The 22170-nt window shown below is 71.0% G+C and carries 20 protein-coding genes; 11 read left to right on the top strand and 9 right to left on the bottom strand.

What is annotated here, in order from left to right; genetic code table 11:
* Position 1: 1 nt before the first annotated feature.
* From AB0G15_RS31670 to AB0G15_RS31660, 3 genes are all read right to left on the bottom strand, one after another.
* Positions 2-406 carry an ATP-binding protein gene (locus tag AB0G15_RS31670; protein WP_362846804.1) on the bottom strand — a complete coding sequence of 135 codons (405 nt, stop codon included), beginning with the start codon at positions 404-406 and terminating at the stop codon, positions 2-4.
* A 275-nt stretch (positions 407-681) separates the two neighbouring features.
* The gene (locus tag AB0G15_RS31665) at positions 682-2196 is read right to left on the bottom strand and encodes a M1 family metallopeptidase (protein WP_362846802.1); all 1515 of its coding nucleotides are present in this window, start codon (positions 2194-2196) and stop codon (positions 682-684) included.
* Positions 2197-2384: 188 nt separating this feature from the next.
* On the bottom strand, positions 2385-2903 hold the full coding sequence (locus tag AB0G15_RS31660; protein WP_362846800.1) for a hypothetical protein: 519 nt from the start codon (positions 2901-2903) through the stop codon (positions 2385-2387).
* Between the two features lie 144 nt (positions 2904-3047).
* Between AB0G15_RS31660 and AB0G15_RS31655 the strand changes: the two genes are divergently transcribed.
* The gene (locus AB0G15_RS31655; protein WP_362846798.1) at positions 3048-3791 is read left to right on the top strand and encodes a TetR/AcrR family transcriptional regulator; all 744 of its coding nucleotides are present in this window, start codon (positions 3048-3050) and stop codon (positions 3789-3791) included.
* A 460-nt stretch (positions 3792-4251) separates the two neighbouring features.
* Entirely contained in the window at positions 4252-6177 is a 1926-nt protein-coding gene (locus AB0G15_RS31650) for an amino acid transporter (RefSeq protein WP_362846796.1), read from the top strand.
* Here AB0G15_RS31650 and AB0G15_RS31645 read toward each other — a convergent pair.
* Complete coding sequence (locus AB0G15_RS31645) at positions 6075-7088, bottom strand: EamA family transporter (RefSeq protein ID WP_362846794.1); 1014 nt, start codon at positions 7086-7088, stop codon at positions 6075-6077. The two genes, AB0G15_RS31650 and AB0G15_RS31645, sit on opposite strands and share 103 nt — an antisense overlap.
* A gap of 39 nt (positions 7089-7127) precedes the next feature.
* On the opposite strand from AB0G15_RS31645, the gene AB0G15_RS31640 reads away from it, so the two are divergent.
* The 4 genes from AB0G15_RS31640 (at position 7128) to AB0G15_RS31625 (ending at position 9760) form a co-directional block, all read left to right on the top strand.
* On the top strand, positions 7128-7631 hold the full coding sequence (locus tag AB0G15_RS31640) for a MarR family transcriptional regulator (RefSeq protein ID WP_362846792.1): 504 nt from the start codon (positions 7128-7130) through the stop codon (positions 7629-7631).
* Positions 7632-7865: 234 nt separating this feature from the next.
* On the top strand, positions 7866-8072 hold the full coding sequence (locus AB0G15_RS31635; RefSeq protein WP_362846790.1) for a hypothetical protein: 207 nt from the start codon (positions 7866-7868) through the stop codon (positions 8070-8072).
* A 34-nt stretch (positions 8073-8106) separates the two neighbouring features.
* Positions 8107-8991, top strand: coding sequence for a DUF2268 domain-containing putative Zn-dependent protease (locus AB0G15_RS31630; RefSeq protein WP_362846788.1), 885 nt, complete (start codon positions 8107-8109; stop codon positions 8989-8991).
* A 10-nt stretch (positions 8992-9001) separates the two neighbouring features.
* Positions 9002-9760 carry a MerR family transcriptional regulator gene (locus tag AB0G15_RS31625; protein WP_362846786.1) on the top strand — a complete coding sequence of 253 codons (759 nt, stop codon included), beginning with the start codon at positions 9002-9004 and terminating at the stop codon, positions 9758-9760.
* Positions 9761-10104: 344 nt separating this feature from the next.
* Here AB0G15_RS31625 and AB0G15_RS31620 read toward each other — a convergent pair whose 3' ends face one another.
* Positions 10105-10938 carry an NmrA family transcriptional regulator gene (locus AB0G15_RS31620; RefSeq protein WP_362846784.1) on the bottom strand — a complete coding sequence of 278 codons (834 nt, stop codon included), beginning with the start codon at positions 10936-10938 and terminating at the stop codon, positions 10105-10107.
* Positions 10939-11019: 81 nt separating this feature from the next.
* Here AB0G15_RS31620 and AB0G15_RS31615 point away from each other — a divergent pair, with 81 nt between their 5' ends.
* Complete coding sequence (locus AB0G15_RS31615) at positions 11020-11961, top strand: AraC family transcriptional regulator (RefSeq protein ID WP_362846782.1); 942 nt, start codon at positions 11020-11022, stop codon at positions 11959-11961.
* Between the two features lie 359 nt (positions 11962-12320).
* On the opposite strand, the gene AB0G15_RS31610 is transcribed toward AB0G15_RS31615, so the two are convergent.
* The 3 genes from AB0G15_RS31610 to AB0G15_RS31600 form a co-directional block, all read right to left on the bottom strand.
* On the bottom strand, positions 12321-13481 hold the full coding sequence (locus AB0G15_RS31610) for an MFS transporter (protein ID WP_362846780.1): 1161 nt from the start codon (positions 13479-13481) through the stop codon (positions 12321-12323).
* A gap of 86 nt (positions 13482-13567) precedes the next feature.
* Positions 13568-14341, bottom strand: coding sequence for an SDR family oxidoreductase (locus tag AB0G15_RS31605; protein WP_362846778.1), 774 nt, complete (start codon positions 14339-14341; stop codon positions 13568-13570).
* A 14-nt stretch (positions 14342-14355) separates the two neighbouring features.
* Positions 14356-14835: a MarR family transcriptional regulator gene (locus AB0G15_RS31600; protein ID WP_362846776.1), complete on the bottom strand. Its 480-nt coding sequence runs from the start codon at positions 14833-14835 to the stop codon at positions 14356-14358.
* A 119-nt stretch (positions 14836-14954) separates the two neighbouring features.
* Here AB0G15_RS31600 and AB0G15_RS31595 point away from each other — a divergent pair, with 119 nt between their 5' ends.
* From AB0G15_RS31595 to AB0G15_RS31580, 4 genes are all read left to right on the top strand, one after another.
* On the top strand, positions 14955-18230 hold the full coding sequence (locus AB0G15_RS31595) for an efflux RND transporter permease subunit (RefSeq protein ID WP_362846774.1): 3276 nt from the start codon (positions 14955-14957) through the stop codon (positions 18228-18230).
* Between the two features lie 148 nt (positions 18231-18378).
* Complete coding sequence (gene purB / locus AB0G15_RS31590) at positions 18379-19809, top strand: adenylosuccinate lyase (RefSeq protein ID WP_362846772.1); 1431 nt, start codon at positions 18379-18381, stop codon at positions 19807-19809.
* Positions 19810-19892: 83 nt separating this feature from the next.
* The gene (locus tag AB0G15_RS31585; RefSeq protein WP_362846770.1) at positions 19893-20603 is read left to right on the top strand and encodes a GNAT family N-acetyltransferase; all 711 of its coding nucleotides are present in this window, start codon (positions 19893-19895) and stop codon (positions 20601-20603) included.
* An 89-nt stretch (positions 20604-20692) separates the two neighbouring features.
* Complete coding sequence (locus tag AB0G15_RS31580) at positions 20693-21715, top strand: DUF4037 domain-containing protein (protein WP_362846768.1); 1023 nt, start codon at positions 20693-20695, stop codon at positions 21713-21715.
* A gap of 40 nt (positions 21716-21755) precedes the next feature.
* Here the strand turns inward: AB0G15_RS31580 and AB0G15_RS31575 are convergent, their stop codons facing one another.
* Entirely contained in the window at positions 21756-22061 is a 306-nt protein-coding gene (locus tag AB0G15_RS31575) for a DUF3817 domain-containing protein (RefSeq protein ID WP_362697036.1), read from the bottom strand.
* Positions 22062-22170 lie beyond the last annotated feature (109 nt).

Genomic DNA, 22170 nt, shown 5'->3' with positions numbered 1-22170 from the left:
GCTATCCGGCGCCGGAGGTGGCGTGCAGGCGCATCCGCAGCCGGACGCGGGAGCGGCCACCGCTCTGGCAGATGGTGAACTCGTCGCAGAGCCGGCCCATCAGCCACAGCCCGAACCCGCGGACCGCGCCGGGGCCGGGCCGGCGGCGGTCGGCCTGGTCGGGGGTGAGGCGTCCGGCGTCGTCGACGACCTCGACGACGAGGTCGGTCTCCTCGCGCCAGACGCTCACGCTGCCGGCGGCGTCGCCGTGTTCCAGCACGTTGATGACGGCCTCGTTGGCCGCCAGCAGCAGGTCGTCGCGCCGCGTCCCGGCCAGCCCCACCTGGCTCATGTGGCGGTACAGGTGCCGGCGCATGCCGATCAGGTCGGTGCTGATCGGCCAGTGGTCCCGCTGCTCGGTGTGCATGTCCGGTTCCCCTTACGTGAGTGCCGTCCGTGGCGTTCAGCGGGGGGCTACCGACGTGTCTGCCAGGCTCAGAACGGTTGCTGTGAAGGTCGTGCAAGGGGTACTACCCGCACTGACCTGCTCAATCATCGATTCGTGGTGGGAGTGCTCCATCCCCAGGTGAGATCGCCCGAATCGTGCCGGTGCCGCCGTCGCCCCCGAGGCTGACGGCGGCACCGGCGGGTGCGGGGCCGGCACAGCGGCACCGGCGGGTGCGGGGCCGGCGGGGAAGCCGGTTACGCCGTGGGCTTCCAGTCCGGGTGGCCCGGCATCGGCGGGGTCTTCGCGTCGTAGATCCAACCGTTGATGTAGCCGGTCAGGTCCTTGCCGCTCACCCGGTTGGCGACCTTGACGTAGTCCCGGGTGTTCGCCGAGCGGCCGCGGAACTCGGCGAAGAAGGTCTTCTCGATCCGCTGGAAGGTCTCCTCGCCGACCATCTCCCGCAGGCCGAACAGCATCAGCAGGCCCGCGGTGTTGGTGCCGACCAGCACGTCCCGCGCGTGCTTCAGCTTTCCCGGAGGGCCCGACTCGGCGCGCTTTTCCCCGTCGAATTCGTAGCGGGCGCGCAGGCCGCGCGCGGGGTCGTCGAGGTCGCGCCAGCCCTTCTCCGCGGCGTACAGGAGCTGGTAGAACTCGGCGTGGCCCTCGCTGATCCACATCTGGTTCCAGTCGCGGACCGCGACGGCGTCGCCGAAGTACTGGTGGGCCAGTTCGTGGACCATGGTGATCGCGTCGTCCCGGGTGTCCTGCGTGGTCACCCGGCCCTGACGGTCGGTGCCGGTCAGGTTTTCCACGGCGTAGGTGGAGATGGTCGCGCTCTCCAGGGCGACGCCGTTGTAGCCGCCGGGCACGCCGAGCACGCCGTAGGTCTCGAAGGGGAAGGGGCCGACCTGCTTTTCCATCCAGGCCATCTGGCCGGCGATGTCGTCGACGAGGGCGCGGGTCTTGGCGGCCTGTGCGGTGGCGACGTGGCTGCGCAGCGGCAGGCCGTGCGGCCCCGTGCCCTCGATCAGGGTGAAACGGCCGACGGCCGCCTGCACGACGTGGGTCGGGATGGGGTCGCGGGTGGTGAAGACGTGGGTGACGCGCCCGGCCTTCTGCGTGCGTGAGCGGAGGGTTCCGTTGGCGACCGCCTGCAGGTCCTTCGGGGTGGTGATGCGGAAGGTGACCTTCGCCTTGTCACCGGGATGGTCGTTGCCGGGGAAGTACAGGTGAGCTCGGTCCGGCTGTCCCATGACCGCGAAGCCGTCCTTCTTGTCGACCCAGGCGGTGCGGTGCGGTTTCTCGTCCTTGGGGAAGGCGGGGGACTGCGGGTTGGCGGCGCGGTCGACGCGGTAGGAGACGTCCACGCGGAACGGCCGGCCTTGGGGCAGCACCCGCCCGGGTGTGATCAGCAGTTTCTCTCCCGCGACGCGGAAGCCGGCGGGGCGGCCATCCACGGCCACCTTGGTGATCTTCTCTACCGCCGCGTCCAGGCTGAAGCCGGACAGGGCGTGTGTCGCGGTGGCCCTGATCCGCACCGAGGCGTCCATCTTCGTGGTGCCGCGGCGGTAGTCGTAGCTCACGTCGTAGGAGCCGACGTCGTAGCCGCCGTTGCCCAGGTAGGCGAAGAGCGGGTCGCCCGCGCTTCGCGCGCCCGGCGTGGCGGACGCGGGCGGTCCGGCCAGCGCGCTCGCGCCACCGCATCCGGTCAGCGCCATCGCGGATGCGGTGACCGCGGCCAGCGCGCTGGTCATTCGAAAAGAGAACATGGCCGTCATCCTTAGCGAATCGGACATCGGTCCCGTCGAGGCCGCGTATGCGCCGGCGCTCGGTCACGTATCGGCCGGGTATCGGCCGTTCCCCGCCGTCCCCGGCCGGAGCGGTGCGGCGGCCGGCCGGTCGCGTTCTGCGGGGGTGCCCGGGGCGGGAGCCCTCGCGCCCCGGCCGGCGGGGGCGGTCAGGCGAGGAGCGTCGCGGCCAGGGCGAGGATCGAGGCGCCGAAGACCACGACGTGCCGGACGTTCTGCAGGGTCCACGTCCAGGCGGGGAAGCCGTCCTCGGCCGCCTTGAGCAGGGCCGGCACGTCGACGCGGCCCAGCATCGGGTCGCCCTTGCGCCGGAAGGCGGCCCGTACGGACGTCTCGGCCGTCAGCTGGCTGTAGAGGATGAGGCAGTTCCCGGCCAGGACCAGGGACTGGAGGGTCAGGGTCAGAGGCCGGGCCCAGTCGCCGCCGAACAGGTTGATCCCGGCCAGCGCCACCATCACCGCGGCCACCGTGGCCGGGACGGCGGTCTCGTGGCCGCCGGCGTCGAACCTCATCCCGTTCTCGGCCAGGACGGTGGTCCGCACCCCCTGGCGCTCCAGCTCTGCCTCCGCGCCGGCCATGGCGGTGGCCCCGTAGCGGTGCCGTACCAGCGGGATGCTCAGGAAGGCCGCGGCGACGAGCAACTGCATGAGGGCTACGAGAACGTTCACGGCCGGTCTCCTTCGTCAGGGCGCCTCCGGGGCGCCACAGCGACTTGCACTAAGTTCAAGGCGAACGTAGACCACGTATTGAACTAAGTGCAAGAAGCTTTTTGAACTTTGTGCAAGTCGGGTTCGATGGCCTATGGTGGCCGCATGCCGCGGGACACGCTGACCCAGGAACAGATCGTCCGCACCGCGATCGAGCTGCTCGACGAGGAGGGGCTGGACGGCCTGAACATGCGCAGCCTGGGCGGCAGGCTCGGCACCGCCGCGACGGCGGTCTACTGGCACGTCAAGAACAAGGACAACCTCATCCTGCTCGCCGGCGACCGCGTCTGGGACGAGGTCGAGCTGCCCGACCCGGAGGCGGTCGGCTGGCGCGCGGCGGCCACCACGATGGCCACCGGCCTGCACGCGATGTTCAGCCGCCATCCGTGGCTCGTCCAGGCCTTCGGCTCCCACCTGTTCCACGGCCCCGGCAAGGCGCGCCACGACGACCACAACCTGGCCGTCTACGAGGCGGCCGGCTTCGACGGCACGCGGGCGGACCGCGCCGCGGCGACCGTCTTCACGTTCGTCCTGGGCAACGTCCTCGGCGCCTCGGCCGCGGCTTCCCTGGCCAGGCGGCTGAGCCGGGACGGCGCGGACGCCGAGGCGCTGATCCAGGACACGATGGCCAAGGCGACCGAGGTCGCCATGGGCTTCCCCCGGCTGCGCACCCGCCTTGAGACGCCGACGGCCACGGACTACACCGCCGCCCCCGACCGGACCTTCGAGTTCGGCCTCCAGGTCCTCCTCGACGGCCTGGAGGGCCGGCTCTCCGGCCTCCCGGAGCCGCGGGACGACACGGTGCCCGCTTCGCCGCCCTGCGGCGGCGTGAGCCGGCGCGCGGTCTAGGGCGGGGCGCGGGCCCGGAAAAACGCGACACGGCCGACACCCGAGCGAAATAGGGTGAAAACGGTCGAATTCGGGTGAACCGGCGTCAAGAACGCGTATGGATCCGCATGATTTTCTAGGCGCCCGGCGGCCGGACCGGTAGGGAATATGGGGTGTCTTGTCTCCATCTCCGGCCATCCCTCCCGGTTCCTCTCCCGCGGCGGCCCCGCCCGGCCGCGTCCCGCCACCCGGGACGCCTCGCCGTTCCCTCACCGGCAGGTGGCCACCGGCCACGCCACCCCCGTCGTACCGGACACCCCTCCCGGCGGACATTCCTCGATCACCCGCTCTGATCCCGCGGCCGCAGGACGTGACCGGCGGCAGGGAACGGACATCGGCACCCGGCGGCCGGCGGCGCGACAGCGCGCCGCCCACACCCGCCAGGAGCAGGGCAACGACGTGAGCGCAGGGAGAGGGAACAGTGGCAGGTACGTCGGCATCGGCGCGGGTGGACTCGAGGCTGCGGGGGTGGTTACTGCAGGGGCTGCAACGCTCCGACCCCAGGACCAGCGGCCCGCACCACGAGGAACCACCCGAGCGCCGGCATTCCTGGTGGCAGGTGATGTGCCTGACCGGGGTGGACTACTTCTCCACCCTGGGCTACCAGCCGGGCATCGCCGCGCTGGCCGCCGGCGCCCTCAGCCCGCTCGCGACGTTGCTGCTGGTGGCGCTGACCCTGTTCGGCGCGCTGCCGACCTACCGGGCGGTGGCCGGGCAGAGTCCCCACGGGCTGGGCTCGCTGTCGATGCTGGAGCGACTGCTGCCCGGCTGGCGCGGCAAGCTGCTGGTGCTGTTCCTGCTCGGGTTCGTGGCCACCGCCTTCATCGTGACCATCACCCTGTCGGCGGCCGACGCCACCGCCCACATCCTGCACAACCCCTTCGTGCCGGAGTTCCTGTCCGGCGGGCAGGTTCCGGTCACCCTGGCGCTGATCGCCGCGCTCGGCGGGGTGTTCCTGGTCGGGTTCAGCGAGGCCATCTCGATCGCCGTCGTCCTGGTCGCCCTCTACCTGGTGCTGAACGTGGTCGTCCTGGGCACGGCCCTGCACCGGGTGCTCGCCGACCCCGCGCTGGTCACCGGCTGGGGTGAGGCGTTGGTGGCCGAGCATTCCAGCCCGCTGGCGATGGTCGCCGTCTCGCTGTACGTGATGCCCAAGCTCGCCCTGGGCCTGTCGGGTTTCGAGACGGGCGTGGCCGTGATGCCGCTGGTCAAGGGCGACCTCGCCCAGAGGGTCGGCGGTGCGAGGAAACTGCTGACCACCGCGGCGGTCATCATGAGCGTCTTCCTGATCGCCTCCAGCTTCGCCACCACCGTGCTCATCCCGGCCGGTGAGTTCGCCGAGGGCGGCGCGGCCAACGGGCGCGCCCTGGCCTACCTGGCGCACGAGTATCTGGGCGACGGGTTCGGCACCGCCTACGACCTGTCCACCATCGCGATCCTGTGGTTCGCCGGAGCCTCCGCGCTGGCCGGCCTGCTCAACATCGTGCCGCGCTACCTTCCCCGCTACGGCATGGCCCCCGACTGGTCGCGCGCCGCCCGGCCGATGGTGCTGGTCTTCACCGCCATCTCCTTCCTCATCACCCTGTTCTTCGGCGCCGACGTGGAGTCCCAGGGCGGCGCCTACGCCACCGGCGTGCTCGCGCTGATCCTGTCGGCCGCCGTCGCGGTCACCCTGGCCGCCTGGACCGACGGCCGCACCCGCGCGGCGGTCTCGTTCGGGATCATCACGCTGATCTTCGCCTACGCCACCGTCGCCAACGTCGTCGAACGCCCCGACGGCCTGGTGATCGCCCTGCTGTTCGTGCTGGCCATCGTGATCACCTCGCTGATCTCCCGGGCCACCCGCTCCACCGAGCTGCGCGTCACCAAGGTCACCATGGACGACCTGGCCCGCCGCTACGTCAGCGAGTCCGGGGAGATCCGGCTGATCGCCAACGAGCCGCACGCGCGCGACTGCAAGGAGTACGTCGACAAGGCCCGCGAGGCCTGGGAGCTGCACCGGTTGCGCACCGGCGAGGGCCTGCTGTTCTTGGAGGTGAGCGTCTCCGACGCCTCGGAGTTCGCCGGTGAGCTGCACGTCGTCGGCGAGGAACGCCACGGGTTCCGCATCCTGCGGATGGAGAGCCCCACCATCGCCAACGCCATCGCCGCCCTGCTGCTGTACCTGCGTGACCAGACCGGCAAGACCCCGCACGTCTACTTCCACTGGGCCGCCGAGGGCAACCCGGTCGGCGCGTTGCTGCGCTACCTCGTCTTCGGCGGCGGCGACATCCCGCCGCTCACCCGCGAGGTGTTGCGCCAGGCCGAGCACGAGACGGCCCGCCGCCCCCTGGTCCACGTCGGCTGAGACCCGGCCGCGCCCTCCTGCGGTCGCGAAGGCCGCTTGCGGTCCCGCAGGAGGGCGGCGAGGCGGGTCGCGGCGGGCTGCCCGAGGAGGATTCCGAGGCCGACCAGGGCCAGCCCGCAGAGCTGGCGCGCGGTGAGGGCCTCTGCGGCGATCGTCGTGCCGAGCAGCACCCCGGTCACCGGGTTCAGCAACCCGACGAGTCCCACCGCCGCCGCCGGCAGGTGGCGCAGTCCCGAGAACCAGGCGGCGAAGGCGAGAGCCGTCGCGACGACGGTGACGTAGCCGAACCCCAGGAGAGCGGGTCCCTCCAGCGCCGGCGGCGGCCCCTCCAGCGCGGCGGCGAAGGGCAGCAGGACCAGCCCTCCGGCGATGAGCTGCCAGGAGGTCGACGACAGCGTGCCGGCGCCGGTGGCCCATCGTTTGGCCAGCACGTAGCCGAACGACGACATCACCATGGCCGCGACGGAGGCGAGCACGCCGAGGGCGTCGACGGCGGCCGTGCCGGTGAACAACATGAGGCACACCCCCGCGATGCCGACGCCCGCTCCGGCCAGGTGCGCGATCCGCGGCCGTTCGGCGAGCACCGACCAGGCCAGGAGCATCATCACCACGGGCGACATCGCCATGATCGTCGAGGCGACGCTCGTCGGCAGCAGCTGGGCCGCGAGATAGATCAGCGCGAAGAACGCGCTCATGTTGAGCGTTCCCAGGACGAGGGACTTCCACCACCACGACCCGTGAGGAAGCCTCCCGCTCAGGAGGAGGAGCAGGAGCCCGGCGGGCAGCGCCCTGATGGCCGCCCCGTACAGCGGGTAGCCGGGCGGCAGGAACTGCTGGGTGACGAAGTAGGTCGTCCCCCACGCGACCGGTGCCGTCGCCGTGACCAATGTCCAACGAAAGGTAGCTTCCATGGAAGGAATATAGCTTCTCGGGAAGCTATATTGGAGGGCATGAGCGAACCTCTGGATCATGTCGCCCGCATCCAGCGGGAGTGGGCCCGTGAGCGCCCGGATGTGGACGTAAGTCCGCAGGGGGTGATCGGGCGCCTGCACCGGCTCGCCGGGCACCTCACCGAACAGCTCTGCGTCGTCTACCGGCGGTACGGGCTGGGGGAGGGGGAGTTCGACGTCCTGGCCACCCTGCGGCGCGGGGGAGCGCCCTTCGAGCGCGCCCCCGGGGAGCTCGCCGCCTTCACCATGGTCACCACCGGCGCGATGACCAAGCGCATCGACCGGCTCGAACGCGACGGGCTCGTCACCCGACGGCCGAGCGAGAGCGACGGCCGGGGGCGGGTGGTCGCGCTCACCGCCGCGGGCAGGGAGCTGATCGACCGGGCCTTCACCGAGCACATGCGCAACGAGCACCGCCTCCTGGAAGAGCTGTCTCCCGAGGAGGCGGTCCTGCTGGAGTCGCTCCTCACCACCTGGCTGGCCCGTTTCGAAGCGCCTCAATAAATAAATCTACATTGTAAAGGCGCTCGACCGGGGTCAAGATCATTTACAACGGACTGAAGACCTATCCCCGAAAAACAAGAGGCGCCGCCGGTATAGGCCCTCCACTCGGGTCCGTGCCACCAGCCGCAAGGTAGCTCCGCGTGACGGGCCGGGATGGCGATAGCCGATCGTCGCGGTCGCGGTGCTGTGTCTCTGTCGGGTCGCGCCGGCAGGTCTCTGAGGAGGTTCTCCGGAGTGGTTGGCGACGGCTGGGTGCGGCGGTGGATGCTGTTTACCGCGGACCGCAAGACCGAGGAACTGCGCACGCTGGAACTGCGGCTGACCACATCGGGAGTCCATCGCAGCGGCGAACCGCCGGTCGCGACGGGCCTGGGTGACGGGCATGCCCGGCTGTATCTCGACGACCCGGCTGTATCTCGACGAAGAGCGCCGCCGGTTTGACCTTGACGCTGCGTCAACTTCTAGCATCGGGGCCATGTCGATCACTGTTCTTGACACCTACGCCGCCATGCGGCAGATCCTGCTGTCCCCGGTCGCGGACCGCGTTGACCTGCTGCGTTCGATGCTGGAAGCCAACAGGGGCATGTATCGCTACCACCCAGGCGAGCTCGACCTGGTAGCCGTACACCTCCAATCGTCCGGGTTCCCCGTCGACCGCGACGAGGAGCGTTGCCTGGAGGCGCTCGAAACCCTGGCAGCGGCCGAGGCCTGGGAGCGGATGCAACGCGCGCTCGACAACGCTCTCGCCGTACTGCTGGAGGCGGCAACGGGGCTGGAGGTCCCGGACATCACCGTGCTGTTCGTTCTCGGCGATCCGGGTGACGAGCACTTCATGGGTCCCTGCAAAGGGTTGACCGGGTTCGGTGGTATCTCGGGCAACATCGCCATCACGTTCTGGCCCTTCCCCGAGAACGTGGAACGGCTGGAGGCCACCGCGGTGCACGAACTGCACCACAACCTGCGGTGGAGCCCGGGAGGGGTGGTGTGGGACCCGATGACCGTCACGGTCGGCGAGCACATTGTCGGCGAGGGGCTGGCCGACGCCTTCGCCCGCCAGCTCTACGGCGATGAGCTCGGCCCCGCCCGCATCGGTGTGCCGCACCTGCACGACGACGAGGTCTTCGCCAAGGTGCTCACCGGGCTCGACGTGACAGGCATGCAGAACTTCACCGCCTGGGTGCACGGCGACCCCGGCGCGGAGCACCTGGGCGTCGCCCCGGTGGGATTGCCGATGGGCGCGGGGTACGCCGCGGGCAACCGGCTGGTCGACACCTACCTGGCGGTGACCGGGCAGACGGCGGCCCAAGCCCTGCACGCCGACGCCTCGGAGATCATCGCGACCACTCTGCGCCGCGGGTGACACTGGAGGGATGGAGTGGACGATCCAGGAACTCGCGGCGAGGGCCGGCATCACCAGCCGGACCCTGCGTCACTATGACCGCGTCGGGCTCCTGGTTCCGTCGCGGGTCGGCGTGAACGGGTACCGCTACTACAACCCCACCGCGGTCGCCCGGCTCCAGCGGATCCTGCTCATGCGCCGGCTCGGTATGGGCTTGCCGGCCATCGCCGGGGTCTTGGCCGAGGAGGTGGACGCGCTCGACGGGCTCCGCGCCCACATCGCCGCGTTGGAAGAGGAACGGGACCGCATCGAACGGCAGGTCCGGTCCGTGCGTCACACACTCGAGGCTCTTCAGGCCGGGGTTGAACCGCGGATGGATGTCATGTTGGCGGGGTTCAATGACCTCTACAAGGACGAGGTGATCTCACGTTGGGGCGAGCACGCGTTCCAAGTGAGCAACGACTGGTGGCATGGCAAGAGCCTTGAGCAGCAGCGGGCCTGGAAGCAGGACACCGAAGACCTCGTCGCCGCATGGGTTGCTGCGGTGAAGGCCGGGGATTCGCCGACATCGGAACACGCTCAGTCGCTGGCTGCCCGACATGTCCGGTGGCTGAGTCAGATCCCGGGCACGCCCACCGCTGAGGGCGACCGGGAGCGTTCGATCGAGATGGTGAGCGGCATCGGGGACATGTTCGTCGACGATCCTCGCTTCGCCGCCATGTACGACGACGAGGCGGGGGCGAGGTTCGTCCGCGACGCGCTGCACACGTACGCGCATACGCGGATGTAGCTCGTGTGGTTCGCAGAAATGGTCATTTCTGCGAGAGGCGCCAGCGTGCCGGACGCCGGCGTTCCCGCCCAGGTGGCTCTTCGCAGGACATCTCTCAAAAGGCCAGGCTTCTGTGAGACTCCGAGGCATGGAGCTGACATCGGAGTCGGCGGGCACGGTCGAGCGGCATGCCTGTCCCCGATGCGCGGTCCCGGTCGGAAGTGTGTGCCGGACCCAGGGCGGCAAGGTCGTGTCGAAGTATCACACCGCGTATCACACTGCCTGGTTCGTTCTGGTCCCGGCGTTGCGTGAGGTGCGGGCTCCCTCGCCTCACGCTCGGCCGGGCACCCCTTGGAGCCGCTCGGCTAGGTGGCTTTCCACACGCCGGTGGGGGCGATCTCGGCCACCCAGTCGGCGAAGTCGCGGGGTTTGCGGTTCAGGGCGCGTTCGACGCCGTCGGCCAGCGAGCTGTTGCGGCCGTCGAAGAACTCGGAGATGAGGGTGGCCAGTGTTTCGGCGAACTCGCGCGGGGCGCCGTCGTCGGTGATCGCGTCGGCGAACCGGTCCCGGGTGATCGGCTCGTAGCGGAGCTCGCGGCCCGTCGCCCGGGCGATCTCGCCGACGCCTTCGGCGAAGGTCCACAGGCGGGGTCCTGTCAGTTCGTAGCGCTCGCCCGCGTGGCCGTCCTCGGTGAGGGCCGCCACGGCGACGTCGGCGATGTCGTCGGCGTCGATGAAGGGGTCGGCGTTGTCGCCGGCGGGCAGGGCCAGTACGCCGTGGCGCAGTGGTTGGAGGAAGACGCCCTCGTCGAAGTTCTGGTTGAACGAGGCGGGGGCGAGGATGGTCCACTGGACGGGGAGGTTTGTCACGGCGTTTTCGCAGCGGAGGGCTTCGGCCTGGTTGCGGGCGGACAGCAGGACCAGGCGTTCGACGCCGGCGTCGGCCGCCAGCCGGGCCATGGTGGCGATGGCGTCGCCGGCGCCGGGCCATTCGATCTCGGGGTGGTACATCAGGTAGGCCGAGGTGACGCCGGTGACGGCGCCGGCCCAGGTTGAGGGGTTCTCCCAGTCGAACGGGGGCTCGCCGGTGCGGGAGCCGATTCGTACGTTGACGCCTCGTTCGATCAGTTTCCGGGTCACCCGGCGGCCGATCCGGCCGGTGCCGCCGAGGACCAGTGTCGTGTGCTTGTTTGTTGTCATGGTTACAGCCTGGAGGGGCGCTGTCTGGATGGTCCATGGCTGAGATGCCGGAATGCATGTTCGGTCGTCTACTGTGGGGGGGTGGATGCACTCGCGGGGTTGCTTGAGGGGCCGCGGGCCAGTGGTGCTTTCCTGCTTCGCATCGTGCTGGATCCCCCGTGGTCGATCCGGGTGCAGGACGGGTCGCCGTTGTGTGTGGCCGTCATGCTCAGGGGTGAGGCGTGCTTCGCGCCTGAGCACGGTGAGCCGGTGTGGTTGCGTCCGGGTGACGTCGCCGTCGTTCGCGGGCCGGATCCCTATGTGATGAGTGACGGCACGACAAGTCCGCCGCGGGTCATCGTGTATCCCGGTCAGCGGTGTGTCACGCCTGAGGGTGTCGAGTTGCGTGAGCGGATGGCGTTGGGGGTGCGTACGTGGGGCAGTGATCCCGATGGGTCGGTGCAGATGTTGCTGGGGGTGTACGAGGAGGTCGGTGCCGTCGGTCAGCGCCTGCTTGATGTGCTGCCGCCGTTGCTGGTCGTGTCCGAGGACGCCTGGGATGCGGCGCTCGTCGCGGTGCTGGCCGGTGAGGTGTCCAAGCAGGGGCCGGCTCAGGGGGTGATGCTCGATCGCCTGCTCGATCTGTTGCTCATCTCGGTGTTGCGGGTGTGGTTGGACCGGCCTGAGAGTGAGGCTCCGGCCTGGTATCGGGCTTACGCCCATCCGGTGGCGGGGGAGGCGCTGCGGTTGTTTCACGAGGACCCGGCGAGTGGCTGGACGTTGGCGCGGGTCGCGGCCGAGGTGGGCGTGTCGCGGGCGACGCTGGCGGAGTGTTTCCGTAGCGCTGTGGGTACGCCGCCGATGACTTATCTGACGGAGTGGCGTCTGGCGTTGGCCGCCGATCTGTTGCGCCAGTCTGATGTCACGTTGAACGTCGTGGCCCGGCAGGTCGGTTACGGCAGTGGGTTCGCTCTGAGTTCGGCGTTCAAGCGGGTGTACGGCATCAGCCCGCAGGAGTATCGCGGTGCCGGGCCGGCGTGGTGAGCCGGGTGTGGCCGGTGGGTGTGGCGTCGGTCGTTTGAGCTGGGGTCTGTGCGGGTTGGTGGTGTCGTGGCGGGGGACTGTTCGTCCGGGCCTGTGGTGCGTTCGCCGGTTGTAGCGTGGGGTTCCGGCGATCAGTGCGGTCCGGGAGCGGGTGGGGGTGATCTGCGGCGGGTCTCGCCGGAGTTGGTGGCGTTGCAGGCCGAGGAGCGTTGGGAGATGCGTGCCCGGCCGGACAAGCTGGGTGATGCGGTGGTGGCCTTCGCGTCGGTGGTGTCGGCGATGTATGTCGGTCGGGGGCCTGTTTGGGGGGGGGGCGGTGGACGGGGTGTCGGCGGGGTGGGTGCGGGGTGGGTGTGGTGTCATGCCGGTTTTCTGGGGTGGAGTGCTCCGGCGGAGGCGGCCATGAAGGTGGCGAGCAGGGCGGGGATGCCCAGGGCGGCGGGCAGGCCGATGAGTTCGGCGGCGCCGCCGATGATGGCGGGGCCGGCGACGAGGCCGGCGTAGCCGACGGTGGCGACCTGGGCGATGGCTTGTCCGGCGCGGGCGGGGTCGTGGTTGCCGGCGGCGGAGAAGACCTGGGGGACGATGGCGGCCAGGCCGAGGCCGAACAGGGTGAATCCGGCGATGGCGATGGGGATCTGTCCGACGAGCAGGGCGGTGGCGAGGCCGAGGGCGGCGAGGAGGCCGGAGTAGCGGACCAGGCGTACGGGGCCGAGGCGTTGGGCGAGGTGGTCGCCGGTGAAGCGGCCGATGGTCATGGCGATGGAGAAGGCGGCGAATCCGGCGGCGGCGACGGCTTGGGGGGCGCCGAGGTTTTGGAAGAGGTAGACGGCGGTCCAGTCGTTGGCGGCGCCTTCTCCGACGAGGCCGGCGAAGGCGACGATGCCCATGAGGATGATCCAGGCGGTCCAGGGGGCGCGTTGGCGGGGTGTGGTGGGGGTTGTTGGGGGTGGGGTGGTGGGGAGGAGGTGGCGGCGGGCGTACAGGGAGATGAGGGCCAGGGGGAGGCCGACGGTGGTGAGGGTGGCGGCGGCGCTGAGGTCGAGGGCGGCGAAGAGGCCGCCGATGCCTGCTCCGGTGAAGCAGCCGAGGCTGAACATGCCGTGGAAGGAGGACATGATGGGGCGGCGGTAGGCGCGTTCGACTTCGACGCCGTGGGCGTTCATGGAGACGTCGAGGAAGGCGTTGGTGAAGCCGAAGAGGAAGAGGGTGGCGATGAGGGCGGGCAGGGTGGTGGCGTAGCCGGGGGGGATGACGGTGAGTGCGGTGGCGATGGCGGCGGGGGTGATGAGGCGGGCGCTGCCGAGGCGGTCGGTGAGGTGTCCGGCGAAGCGCATGCCGGTGACGAGTCCGAGGGCGACGGCGAGGAGGCCGTAGCTGAGCTGGCCGTCGCTGAGGTTGAGGGTGTGTTTGACGGCGGGGATGCGGGCGGCCCAGGCTCCGGAGGTGATGCCGAGGAGGATGAAGAAGTAGCAGACGGCTTTGCGGGCGTGGGCGGGGGGCCGGTGGGTGGTGGTCATGGGGTCCCCGGGTGGGTTGGATCGGGGGCGTGTTCAATCATGGTGGGTTGTGGTGGTGGCGGTGGGTGCCGGGGGTGCCGGGGGTGTCAGTGGACGGAGAAGCCGCCGTCGACGCAGATGGCTTGTCCGGTGATGTAGGCGCTGGCGTCGCTCGCGAGCAGGACGGCGATGCCGGCGAAGTCGGCGGGCAGGCCGTTGCGGCCGGTCATGGTGCGGGCGGCGAGTGCTTCGACGCGGCCGGGGATGGCTTGGGCGGGTTCGGTGAGGGGGGTGAGGACGAAGCCGGGGATGATGGTGTTGGCGCAGACGCCGTGGGGGGACCAGGCTTCGGCCTGGGATCGGGTGAGGCCGGTGATGGCGGCTTTGGAGATGCCGTAGGCGCCGCTGTCGCCGAAGGCCCTGTGGGATTGCTGGGAGCCGATGTTGATGATGCGGCCCCAGCCGCGCCGGGCCATGCGGGGGCCGAAGTGCTGGCCGAGGAGGTAGGGGGCGGTGATGTTGACGGCCATTGTCTGCTGGTAGTCGTCGGTGGTGAGGTCTGCCATGGGGGCGCGGATGTTGTTGGCGGCGTTGTTGACGAGGATGTCGATGTCGCCGAAGTGGGTGGGGGCCTGGTGGCACAGGCGGGTGAGGTCGTCGGGGTCGGCGAGGTCGGCGGTGATGGCGGCGGCGGTGATGTCGTGCTCGTGGAGTTCGGTGAGGGTGCGGGTGAGTTCGGTGGTGCGGCGGGCGGCGATGACGACGGCGGCGCCGGCGTGGCCGAGGGCGTGGGCGATGGCGTATCCGATGCCGGAGCTGCCGCCGGTGACGAGGGCGGTGCGGCCGGTGAGGGAGAAGAGGGTGTGGGTGGGCGCTGTCACAACGACAGAACCTATCATCCGACCTTTTTGCGGGGGTGGTGGTCGTGGAGGGTGAGGGCGGCCTGCTGGATCTTGTTCATGACGGCGGACAGGTCGTGCAGGGTGGGGGTGTCGAGGTGTCGCAGGAGGCGGCGGAACTCGGCGAGGCCGGCGTCGGCGATCTGTTCGACGAGGGCGCGTCCGGCGGGGGTGAGCCGGGCGCGGCGGATGCGGCGGTCGTGGGGGTCTTCGCGGCGGGCGACGAGGCCGTGGGCGACGAGGCGGTCGACGATGCCGGTGACGGTGCCGAGGCCGACGTCGAGGTGGGTGGCGAGGTCCTGGCCCGAGGCGGAGTCCTGGCCGGAGAGGATCATGACGACTTTGAGCTGGCGCATGGTCAGGTTGGAGTCGAAGAGGGGGGAGGGGGCGCTGTGCTGGGCCAGGAGGCGGCCCAGGTCGCGTTGCATGGCGCCGATCTGGTCGATCAGTTGTTCGCGGTCGTCGTTCACGCTCACCTCTCGCTTCCTGAGAAGGTTATCAGGATTGGTAAGCATCGTTAAATATTCGTATGAGGCGAAGTGTTAGTCTAGGGCGAATCTTGTTGTGATGTCCCTCCTTGAGGAGTCCCGCCCCCATGACCTCCCTGGCCAGGTTGAGCCTCGCCAACCGCAGCCTCGTCATAATGATCGCGCTGGTGTTGAGCGTGTTCGGCCTGTTCGCGATCCCCTCGCTGAAACAGCAGCTGCTGCCCTCGCTGTCGTTCCCGGGGGCGTTCGTGGCGGCCTCCTACCCGGGGGCCTCTCCTGAGATCGTCGAGGAGCAGGTGACCGAGCCGATCGAGAACAGCTTCCAGGGGCTGGAGGGGGTCTCGGAGGTGACCTCGACGTCCCGGGAGGGGATGGCGCAGGTCCAGGTGGCGTTCGAGTACGGCACCGACATCGACGCGGCGGTCGCGGACATGCAGCAGGCGATCTCGCGGATCGAGGCGCAGCTGCCCGAGGGGGTCGATCCGCAGGTTCTCTCAGGCGGGACCGACGACATCCCGGTGATGCAGCTGGCGGTGGGCGACGGCGGTGACCAGCGGGTCATGGCCGAGCGGCTGGAGCGGCTGGTGGTGCCGGAGCTGCAGGCCATCGAGGGGGTGCGCTCGGCGACGGTGACGGGGGCCCGCGACGAGGTGGTGACGATCACTCCGGACGCCCGCAAGCTGGCGTTGCTGGGGTTGTCGCCGGCGTCGGTGGCCGAGGTGCTGCGGGCCAACGGGCAGCCGGTTCCGGCGGGCAGCGTGACCCAGGACAAGCTGTCGCTGACGGTTCAGGTGGGGTCGCGGGTCTCGACGCTGGAGGAGCTGAAGGATCTGTACCTGACGCCCGCCGCGCCGGCGGCGGCGCAGCAGGCACCGGCGCAGGCCCGGCAGGCGCCGGGCGGCGGATCGGCCCAGCAGATCCAGCAGGCACAGCAGGCGCAGCGGGCCCAGGCACAGGCGCAGGTCCAGCGCCCCCCGGCGGCCCCCAAGCCGGTGCGGCTGGGGGACGTGGCGACGGTGGAGCGGACGCTGGCCGAGGGGACGTCGCTGACGCGGACCAACGGGCAGCCGAGCCTGGGGCTGTCGGTGACGATGACGCCCGACGGCAACGCGGTGGCGATCTCGCACGAGGTGCGCGAGAAGCGCGCAGAGCTGGTGCGGGCGATCGGTGACTCCTCGGAGATAACGGTGATCTTCGATCAGGCGCCGTACGTGGAGCGGTCGATCGAGGACCTGACGACCGAGGGGCTGCTGGGCCTGGCGTTCGCGGTGCTGGTCATCCTGGTCTTCCTGCTGTCGGTGCGCTCGACGCTGGTGACGGCGGCGTCGATCCCGCTGTCGGTGGTCATCGCGCTGATCGCGTTGTGGGTGGGCGACTACTCGCTGAACCTGCTGACGCTGGGCGCGCTGACGATCGCGGTGGGCCGGGTGGTCGACGACTCGATCGTGGTCCTGGAGAACATCAAGCGGCACCTGGGATACGGGGAGGCCAAGCGCAAGGCGGTGCTGGCCGGGGTGCGCGAGGTCAGCGGCGCGGTGACGGCCTCGACGTTGACGACGGTGGCGGTGTTCCTGCCGATCGCGGTGGTGGGCGGCATGGTGGGGCAGCTGTTCGCGCCGTTCGCGATCACGGTGACGGTGGCGCTGCTGGCGTCGCTGCTGGTGTCGCTGACGGTGGTGCCGGTGCTGGCGTACTGGTTCCTCAAGGCGCCGGTGCTCTCGCCGGAGCAGGCGCGGGCGGTGCGCCAGGAGGCCGAGGCCAAGGAGCTGCGCAGCCCGCTGCAGCGGGCCTACCTGCCGGTGCTGCGGTTCGCCACGCGGCGGCGCCTGGTGACGCTCCTGGCCGGCGTGGTGGTGTTCGCCGCGACGATGGGCCTGGCCGGGCGGCTGGAGACCAACTTCATCGACTCCTCCGGCCAGGACACGGTGTCGATCAGCCAGCGGATGCCGGCCGGCACCGACCTGGCGACGACGGACGCGGCGGCCAAGGAGGTCGAGGAGGTCCTGGCGTCGCTGAAGGGCGTGCGCGACTACCAGGTGAACGTGGGCGGCGGCGGCGGGTTCCTGGGGACGGGCGGCGGTGGCGGTGACCGGGCGTCGTACTCGGTGACGGTCGCCGAGGAGACCGACAGCGCGGCGCTGGAGGAGGAGTTGCGCGGGCGGCTGAAGGAGCTGCCCGAAAGCGAGATCGGCGAGGTCACCGTGGGCGGCGGCCAGGGCGGTCCCGGCGGCGGGGCGAGCGACCAGCTGCAGGTGATCGTGCAGGCGCCGGATGTGGCGACGCTGCGGACGGCGACCGAGGCGGTCCGCACCGCGATGGCCGACCTGGGCGGGCTGCGGGATGTGACCTCCAACCTGGCGGCCGGCGCCGAGCGGGTCGAGGTGCGGGTCGACCGAAAGAAGGCCGCGGCCAGGGGGCTGACGGAGACGCAGATCGGGCAGCTGGTGGCCCAGCAGTTCCGCGGGGCGCCGCTGGGTGAGCTGACGCTGGACGGCCGCTCGGGCGCGGTGGTGCTGCGGACGGCGGACGCGCCCGAGGACGTCAAGGCCGTGGGCGCGCTGAAGCTGCCGACGGCCACGGGCGTGGTGAAGCTGTCGCAGGTGGCCAAGGTGTCCACGGTGGCCGGCCCCACGCAGGTGACGCGGATCGACGGTGAGCGCAGCGCCACGGTGTCGGGCACGGCGACCGGCAGCGACCTGGGCGCGGTGACGACGCAGCTGACGTCGAAGCTGGAGGCTTTGTCGTTGCCCGCGGGGGCGAGCTTCACCATGGGCGGGGTGAGCGCGGACCAGGCCGAGGCGTTCGGGCAGCTGGGACTGGCGATGCTGGCGGCGATCGCGATCGTCTTCATGATCATGGTGGCGGCGTTCCGCAGCTTCGTGCAGCCGCTGATCCTGCTGGTGTCGGTGCCGTTCGCGGCGACCGGCGCGATCGGGCTGCTGCTGGCGACGGGCACGCCGATGGGGGTTCCGGCCCTGATCGGCATGCTGATGCTGATCGGCATCGTGGTGACCAACGCGATCGTGCTGATCGACCTGATCAACCAGTACCGCGAGCAGGGCATGGGCATCGTGGAGGCGGTGATCGAGGGAGGCCGGCGCAGGCTGCGGCCGATCCTGATGACCGCGGTGGCGACGATCTTCGCGTTGATCCCGATGGCCCTGGGGCTGACCGGTTCCGGCGGGTTCATCTCCCAGCCGCTGGCGATCGTGGTGATCGGCGGGCTGCTGTCGTCGACGCTGCTGACGCTGGTGCTGGTGCCGACCCTGTACGTGATGGTGGAGCGGCTCAAGGAGCGGCTGCGGCGCACGCCCAAGGACGGCGGCGAGCGGCCGCAGCTGAAGGTCTACGACAAGGACGAGCTGGCGCCGACGACCCGGTAGGTCCCTGCGGTGAGGCAGGAGAGCCGTTCGCCCGCGTGGCGAGCGGCTCTTTTGCCTCACGGAGGGCCGCTACCCCTGTCCAGGGCGGGTCAGGAGGGGGCCGGGGCGGGTCGGGGCCGGCGGGGGCGGCGGAATATACTGACCCAACGTGACTGCCAAGCCGCGTATCCCCAATGTCCTTGCCGCCCGCTACGCCTCCGCGCAGCTGGCCCGCCTGTGGTCCTCCGAGCACAAGGTGGTGGCCGAGCGGCGCCTGTGGCTGGCCGTGCTGGCCGCCCAGGCGCGGCTGGGAGTGGCAGTGCCGCCTGAGGCGCCGGCGGACTACGAGAAGGTCCTCGAGCACGTCGACCTGGAGTCGATCGCCGCCCGCGAGCGCGTCACCCGCCACGACGTCAAGGCCCGCATCGAGGAGTTCAACGCGCTGGCCGGCCACGAGCAGGTCCACAAGGGCATGACCTCGCGGGACCTGACCGAGAACGTCGAACAGCTGCAGATCCGCGACAGCCTGGTGGTGGTCCGCGACCGGTGCGTGGCGCTGCTGGCCGCGCTGGCACGCCTGGCGGCCGAGCACTCGCAGCTGGTGATGGCCGGGCGCTCGCACAACGTGGCCGCCCAGTCCACGACGCTGGGCAAGCGCTTCGCCTCGGCGGCCGACGAACTGCTGGTGGCGTTCACCCGGCTGGAGGAGCTGATCGCCCGCTACCCGCTGCGCGGCATCAAGGGGCCGGTCGGCACCGCCCAGGACATGCTGGACCTTTTGGGCGGGGACGCGGCCAAGCTGGCGGCGCTGGAGGACGAGGTCGCCGCCCACCTGGGATTCGCCCACCGGCTGACCAGCGTGGGGCAGGTGTACCCGCGTTCACTGGACTACGAGGTGGTCACCGCGCTGGTGCAGCTGGCCGCGGCCCCCTCCTCGCTGGCCAAGACGATCCGGCTGATGGCCGGGCACGAGCTGGTCACCGAGGGCTTCGCCGAGGGGCAGGTCGGCTCCTCGGCGATGCCGCACAAGATGAACACCCGCTCCTGCGAGCGGGTCAACGGCCTGGCGGTCATCCTGCGCGGGTACGCCTCGATGACCGGGGAACTGGCCGGCGACCAGTGGAACGAGGGCGACGTGTCGTGCTCGGTGGTGCGCCGGGTGGCGCTGCCGGACGCGTTCTTCGCCTTCGACGGGCTGGTGGAGACCATGCTGACGGTGCTGGAGGAGTTCGGCGCCTTCCCCGCGGTGATCGCCGCCGAGCTGGACCGCTACCTGCCGTTCCTGGCCACGACGAAGATGCTGATGGCCGCGGTGCGGGCCGGGGTGGGCCGCGAGAGCGCCCATGAGCTGATCAAGGAGCACGCGGTGGCCTCGGCCCTGGCGATGCGCCAGGGGGCGGGCGGCAACGAGCTGATCGCCCGCCTGGGAGCCGACGAGCGGTTCCCGCTGGGCGAGGCGGAGCTGCGCGACCTGCTGGGCGAGCCGATCTCCTTCACCGGCGCGGCCTCGGCCCAGGTGGAGGCGGTCGTGGCGCGCGTGGCCCAGGTCGTGGAGCGCCACCCCCAGGCGGCCGCCTACCGGCCCGGAGCGATCCTCTGAACGGCACGCCGACAACGCCGACAACGCCGACAACGCTGACAAAGGCCGCCGAGGTCGCCGACGCCTGCTTCGGCGACGCGCTCGTGCTGTGGGGGGCCCAGACGATGGGCCCGCAGGTGCGGGCGTGGGCGCTGGGGGAGGCGGTGGCGGTGGCCTGCCCCGACCTCAACCGCCGCGACCGCCTGACGGTGTGCGGCCCGGCGGAAGCGGTGAGCACCCTGGTGCGGTGGGCGCTGGCGCAGACCGGCCCGTCCTACCGGATGGTGGGGGAGCGGGCACTGGTGGAGGAGGTGGTCGCCCGGGACGCGGGGCTGCGGGTGCTGGGCACGTTCGAGTGGATGGACACCCCGCCCGGCGTCCCGGGCGCCGCGCTCACCCGGCCGGCGGGCGAGGAGGCCGGTCCGGGACGGGCAGGGTGGCTGCGCGGCGACCAGGAGGGGCAGGTGAGCGCCCTGCTGGCGCGGGCGGCCCCCTCGGCGTGGGCGGTACCCGGCGTGGCGGGGGTGCGGCGCTGGGCCGGAGTGCGCGACGACGACGGGCACCTGGTGGCCGTGGCCGCCGACGCCTGGTCCTGCCCGCCGGTGGGATTCCTCGCCGGGGTCGCCACCGCGCCGGCCGTGCGCGGCCGCGGGTACGGCGAGCGGGTGTGCCGGTTCGCCCTGGGCGAGCTGGCGGCCGCGCACGAGCGGGTCGCGCTGATGGTCGACACCGACAACCACGCCGCCATCGCCCTGTACGAGCGGCTGGGACTGCGCGGGCGGCCACTGGCCGCCGCGGCGCTGGACGGCACCTGACCCCCGCCCTCGCTCCCGCCCCGGCGCCGGAGTGGGGGCGGGGGGAAAACCTGGTGCGGGGCGCGGTCCCGGCAGGCAGAGTGGACGAAATGATGTCCAGTTTCATACCTGGCCTGGAGCTTTCGCGTGCTTTCTACGCCCAGGTCGTGCGGCCGATCGTGGCCGACGTGCCGCACAGTGCCGCGCTGATCGGCGCCGGGTCGGAGGTGTTGGCCTTCGACACCGAACGTTCCACCGACCATGACTGGGGACCCAGGGTGGTGGTGTTCGTCGCGGCGCACCGGGCCGAGGCGGTCCGGCGCGCCGTCGCCGGACACCTGCCCGAGGACTTTCGCGGATATCGCACCACCGTGACCGGTGAGCACCACGGGGTGCAGGTGAGCGACCCGGCCACCTGGTTCACCGAACGGCTCGGCTTCGACCCGCTGGGCGGGGTGAGCGTGCTGGACTGGCTGTCGACCCCCTGGCAGCGCCTGGCCGAGGTCACCAGCGGGGAGGTCTTCCACGACGGCCTGCAGGTCATGGAGCGCGCCCGCGCCTCGCTGCGCTGGTATCCGCCCGACCTGGAACGCTACGTGCTGGCCGGGCAGTGGCGGCGCCTGGCCCAGCAGGAGGCCTTTCCCGGGCGGTGCGGAGAGGTCGGCGACGACCTGGGCTCGGCACTGGTCACCGCCGGGCTGGCCCGCGACCTGATGCGGCTGGTGGTACTGATGCGCCGCCGCTACCCGCCGTACGCCAAATGGCTGGGCAGCGCCTTCGCCCGCCTGCCGGGCACCGCGGAGTTGGGGGACGCGCTGTCGGCGGCGGTGGCGGCCACCGGGTGGCGCCGGCGCGAGGAGCACCTGGGGGTGGTGTACCGGCGGGTGGCGGCCCTGCACAACCGGATGGGGGTGGCGCCGGCGCTGGAGGGAAGCCTGCGGCCCTACCACCGACGGCCCTTCCAGGTGATCGACGCCGGCCGGTTCGCCGGCGCCCTGCACGACGCCATCACCGACCCCCGGGTGCGGGCGCTGCCGCCGGTGGGCTCGATCGACCAGTTCGGCGACTGCGTCGACCTGCTGACCGACCCGCGGCGCTGCCGGGCGGCCACCCGCGCCGTCCTGGAGCTGTGAAGCCGCGAAACGGTGAAGCGGTGGGGCGCTGGAGCCGGGGTCAGGCGGTGACCGGTTCCCGGTGGCGGGCGAGCATGCGCCGCTCGAACCACAAGGTCGCCAGCGGCGGCACCGAGCACACCAGGCCGACGACGATCGTGCCCAGGCTCCAGCGGGCCTGGCGGGCCGCGTACAGCACCGCGGCCAGGTAGAGCACGAACAGGGCGCCGTGCACCGGGCCGAAGATCTTCACGCCGAGGTCCCCGGTGGCGGCGACGTACTTGAAGTACATGCCGATGAGCAGTCCCGCCCACGAGCACGCTTCGGCGATCGCCACGTAACGGAACAGGCGGAGTGCGGTCGGCACGGCGGGTACACCTCTCCAAAAGGGGAAACCGTCCGGAAAACGGGGCGTCCGGACCGGGTGGGGAAACGGCCTCCAGCCTAGGGGGACGGGGCGCCGCCCACCCCGCCGG

This window comes from Streptosporangium sp. NPDC023825 (genome assembly GCF_040639575.1).
Classification (GTDB): domain Bacteria; phylum Actinomycetota; class Actinomycetes; order Streptosporangiales; family Streptosporangiaceae; genus Streptosporangium.
The sequence above is the reverse complement of the archived record's forward strand: the minus strand, read 5'-3'. Positions and strand labels throughout refer to the sequence as shown.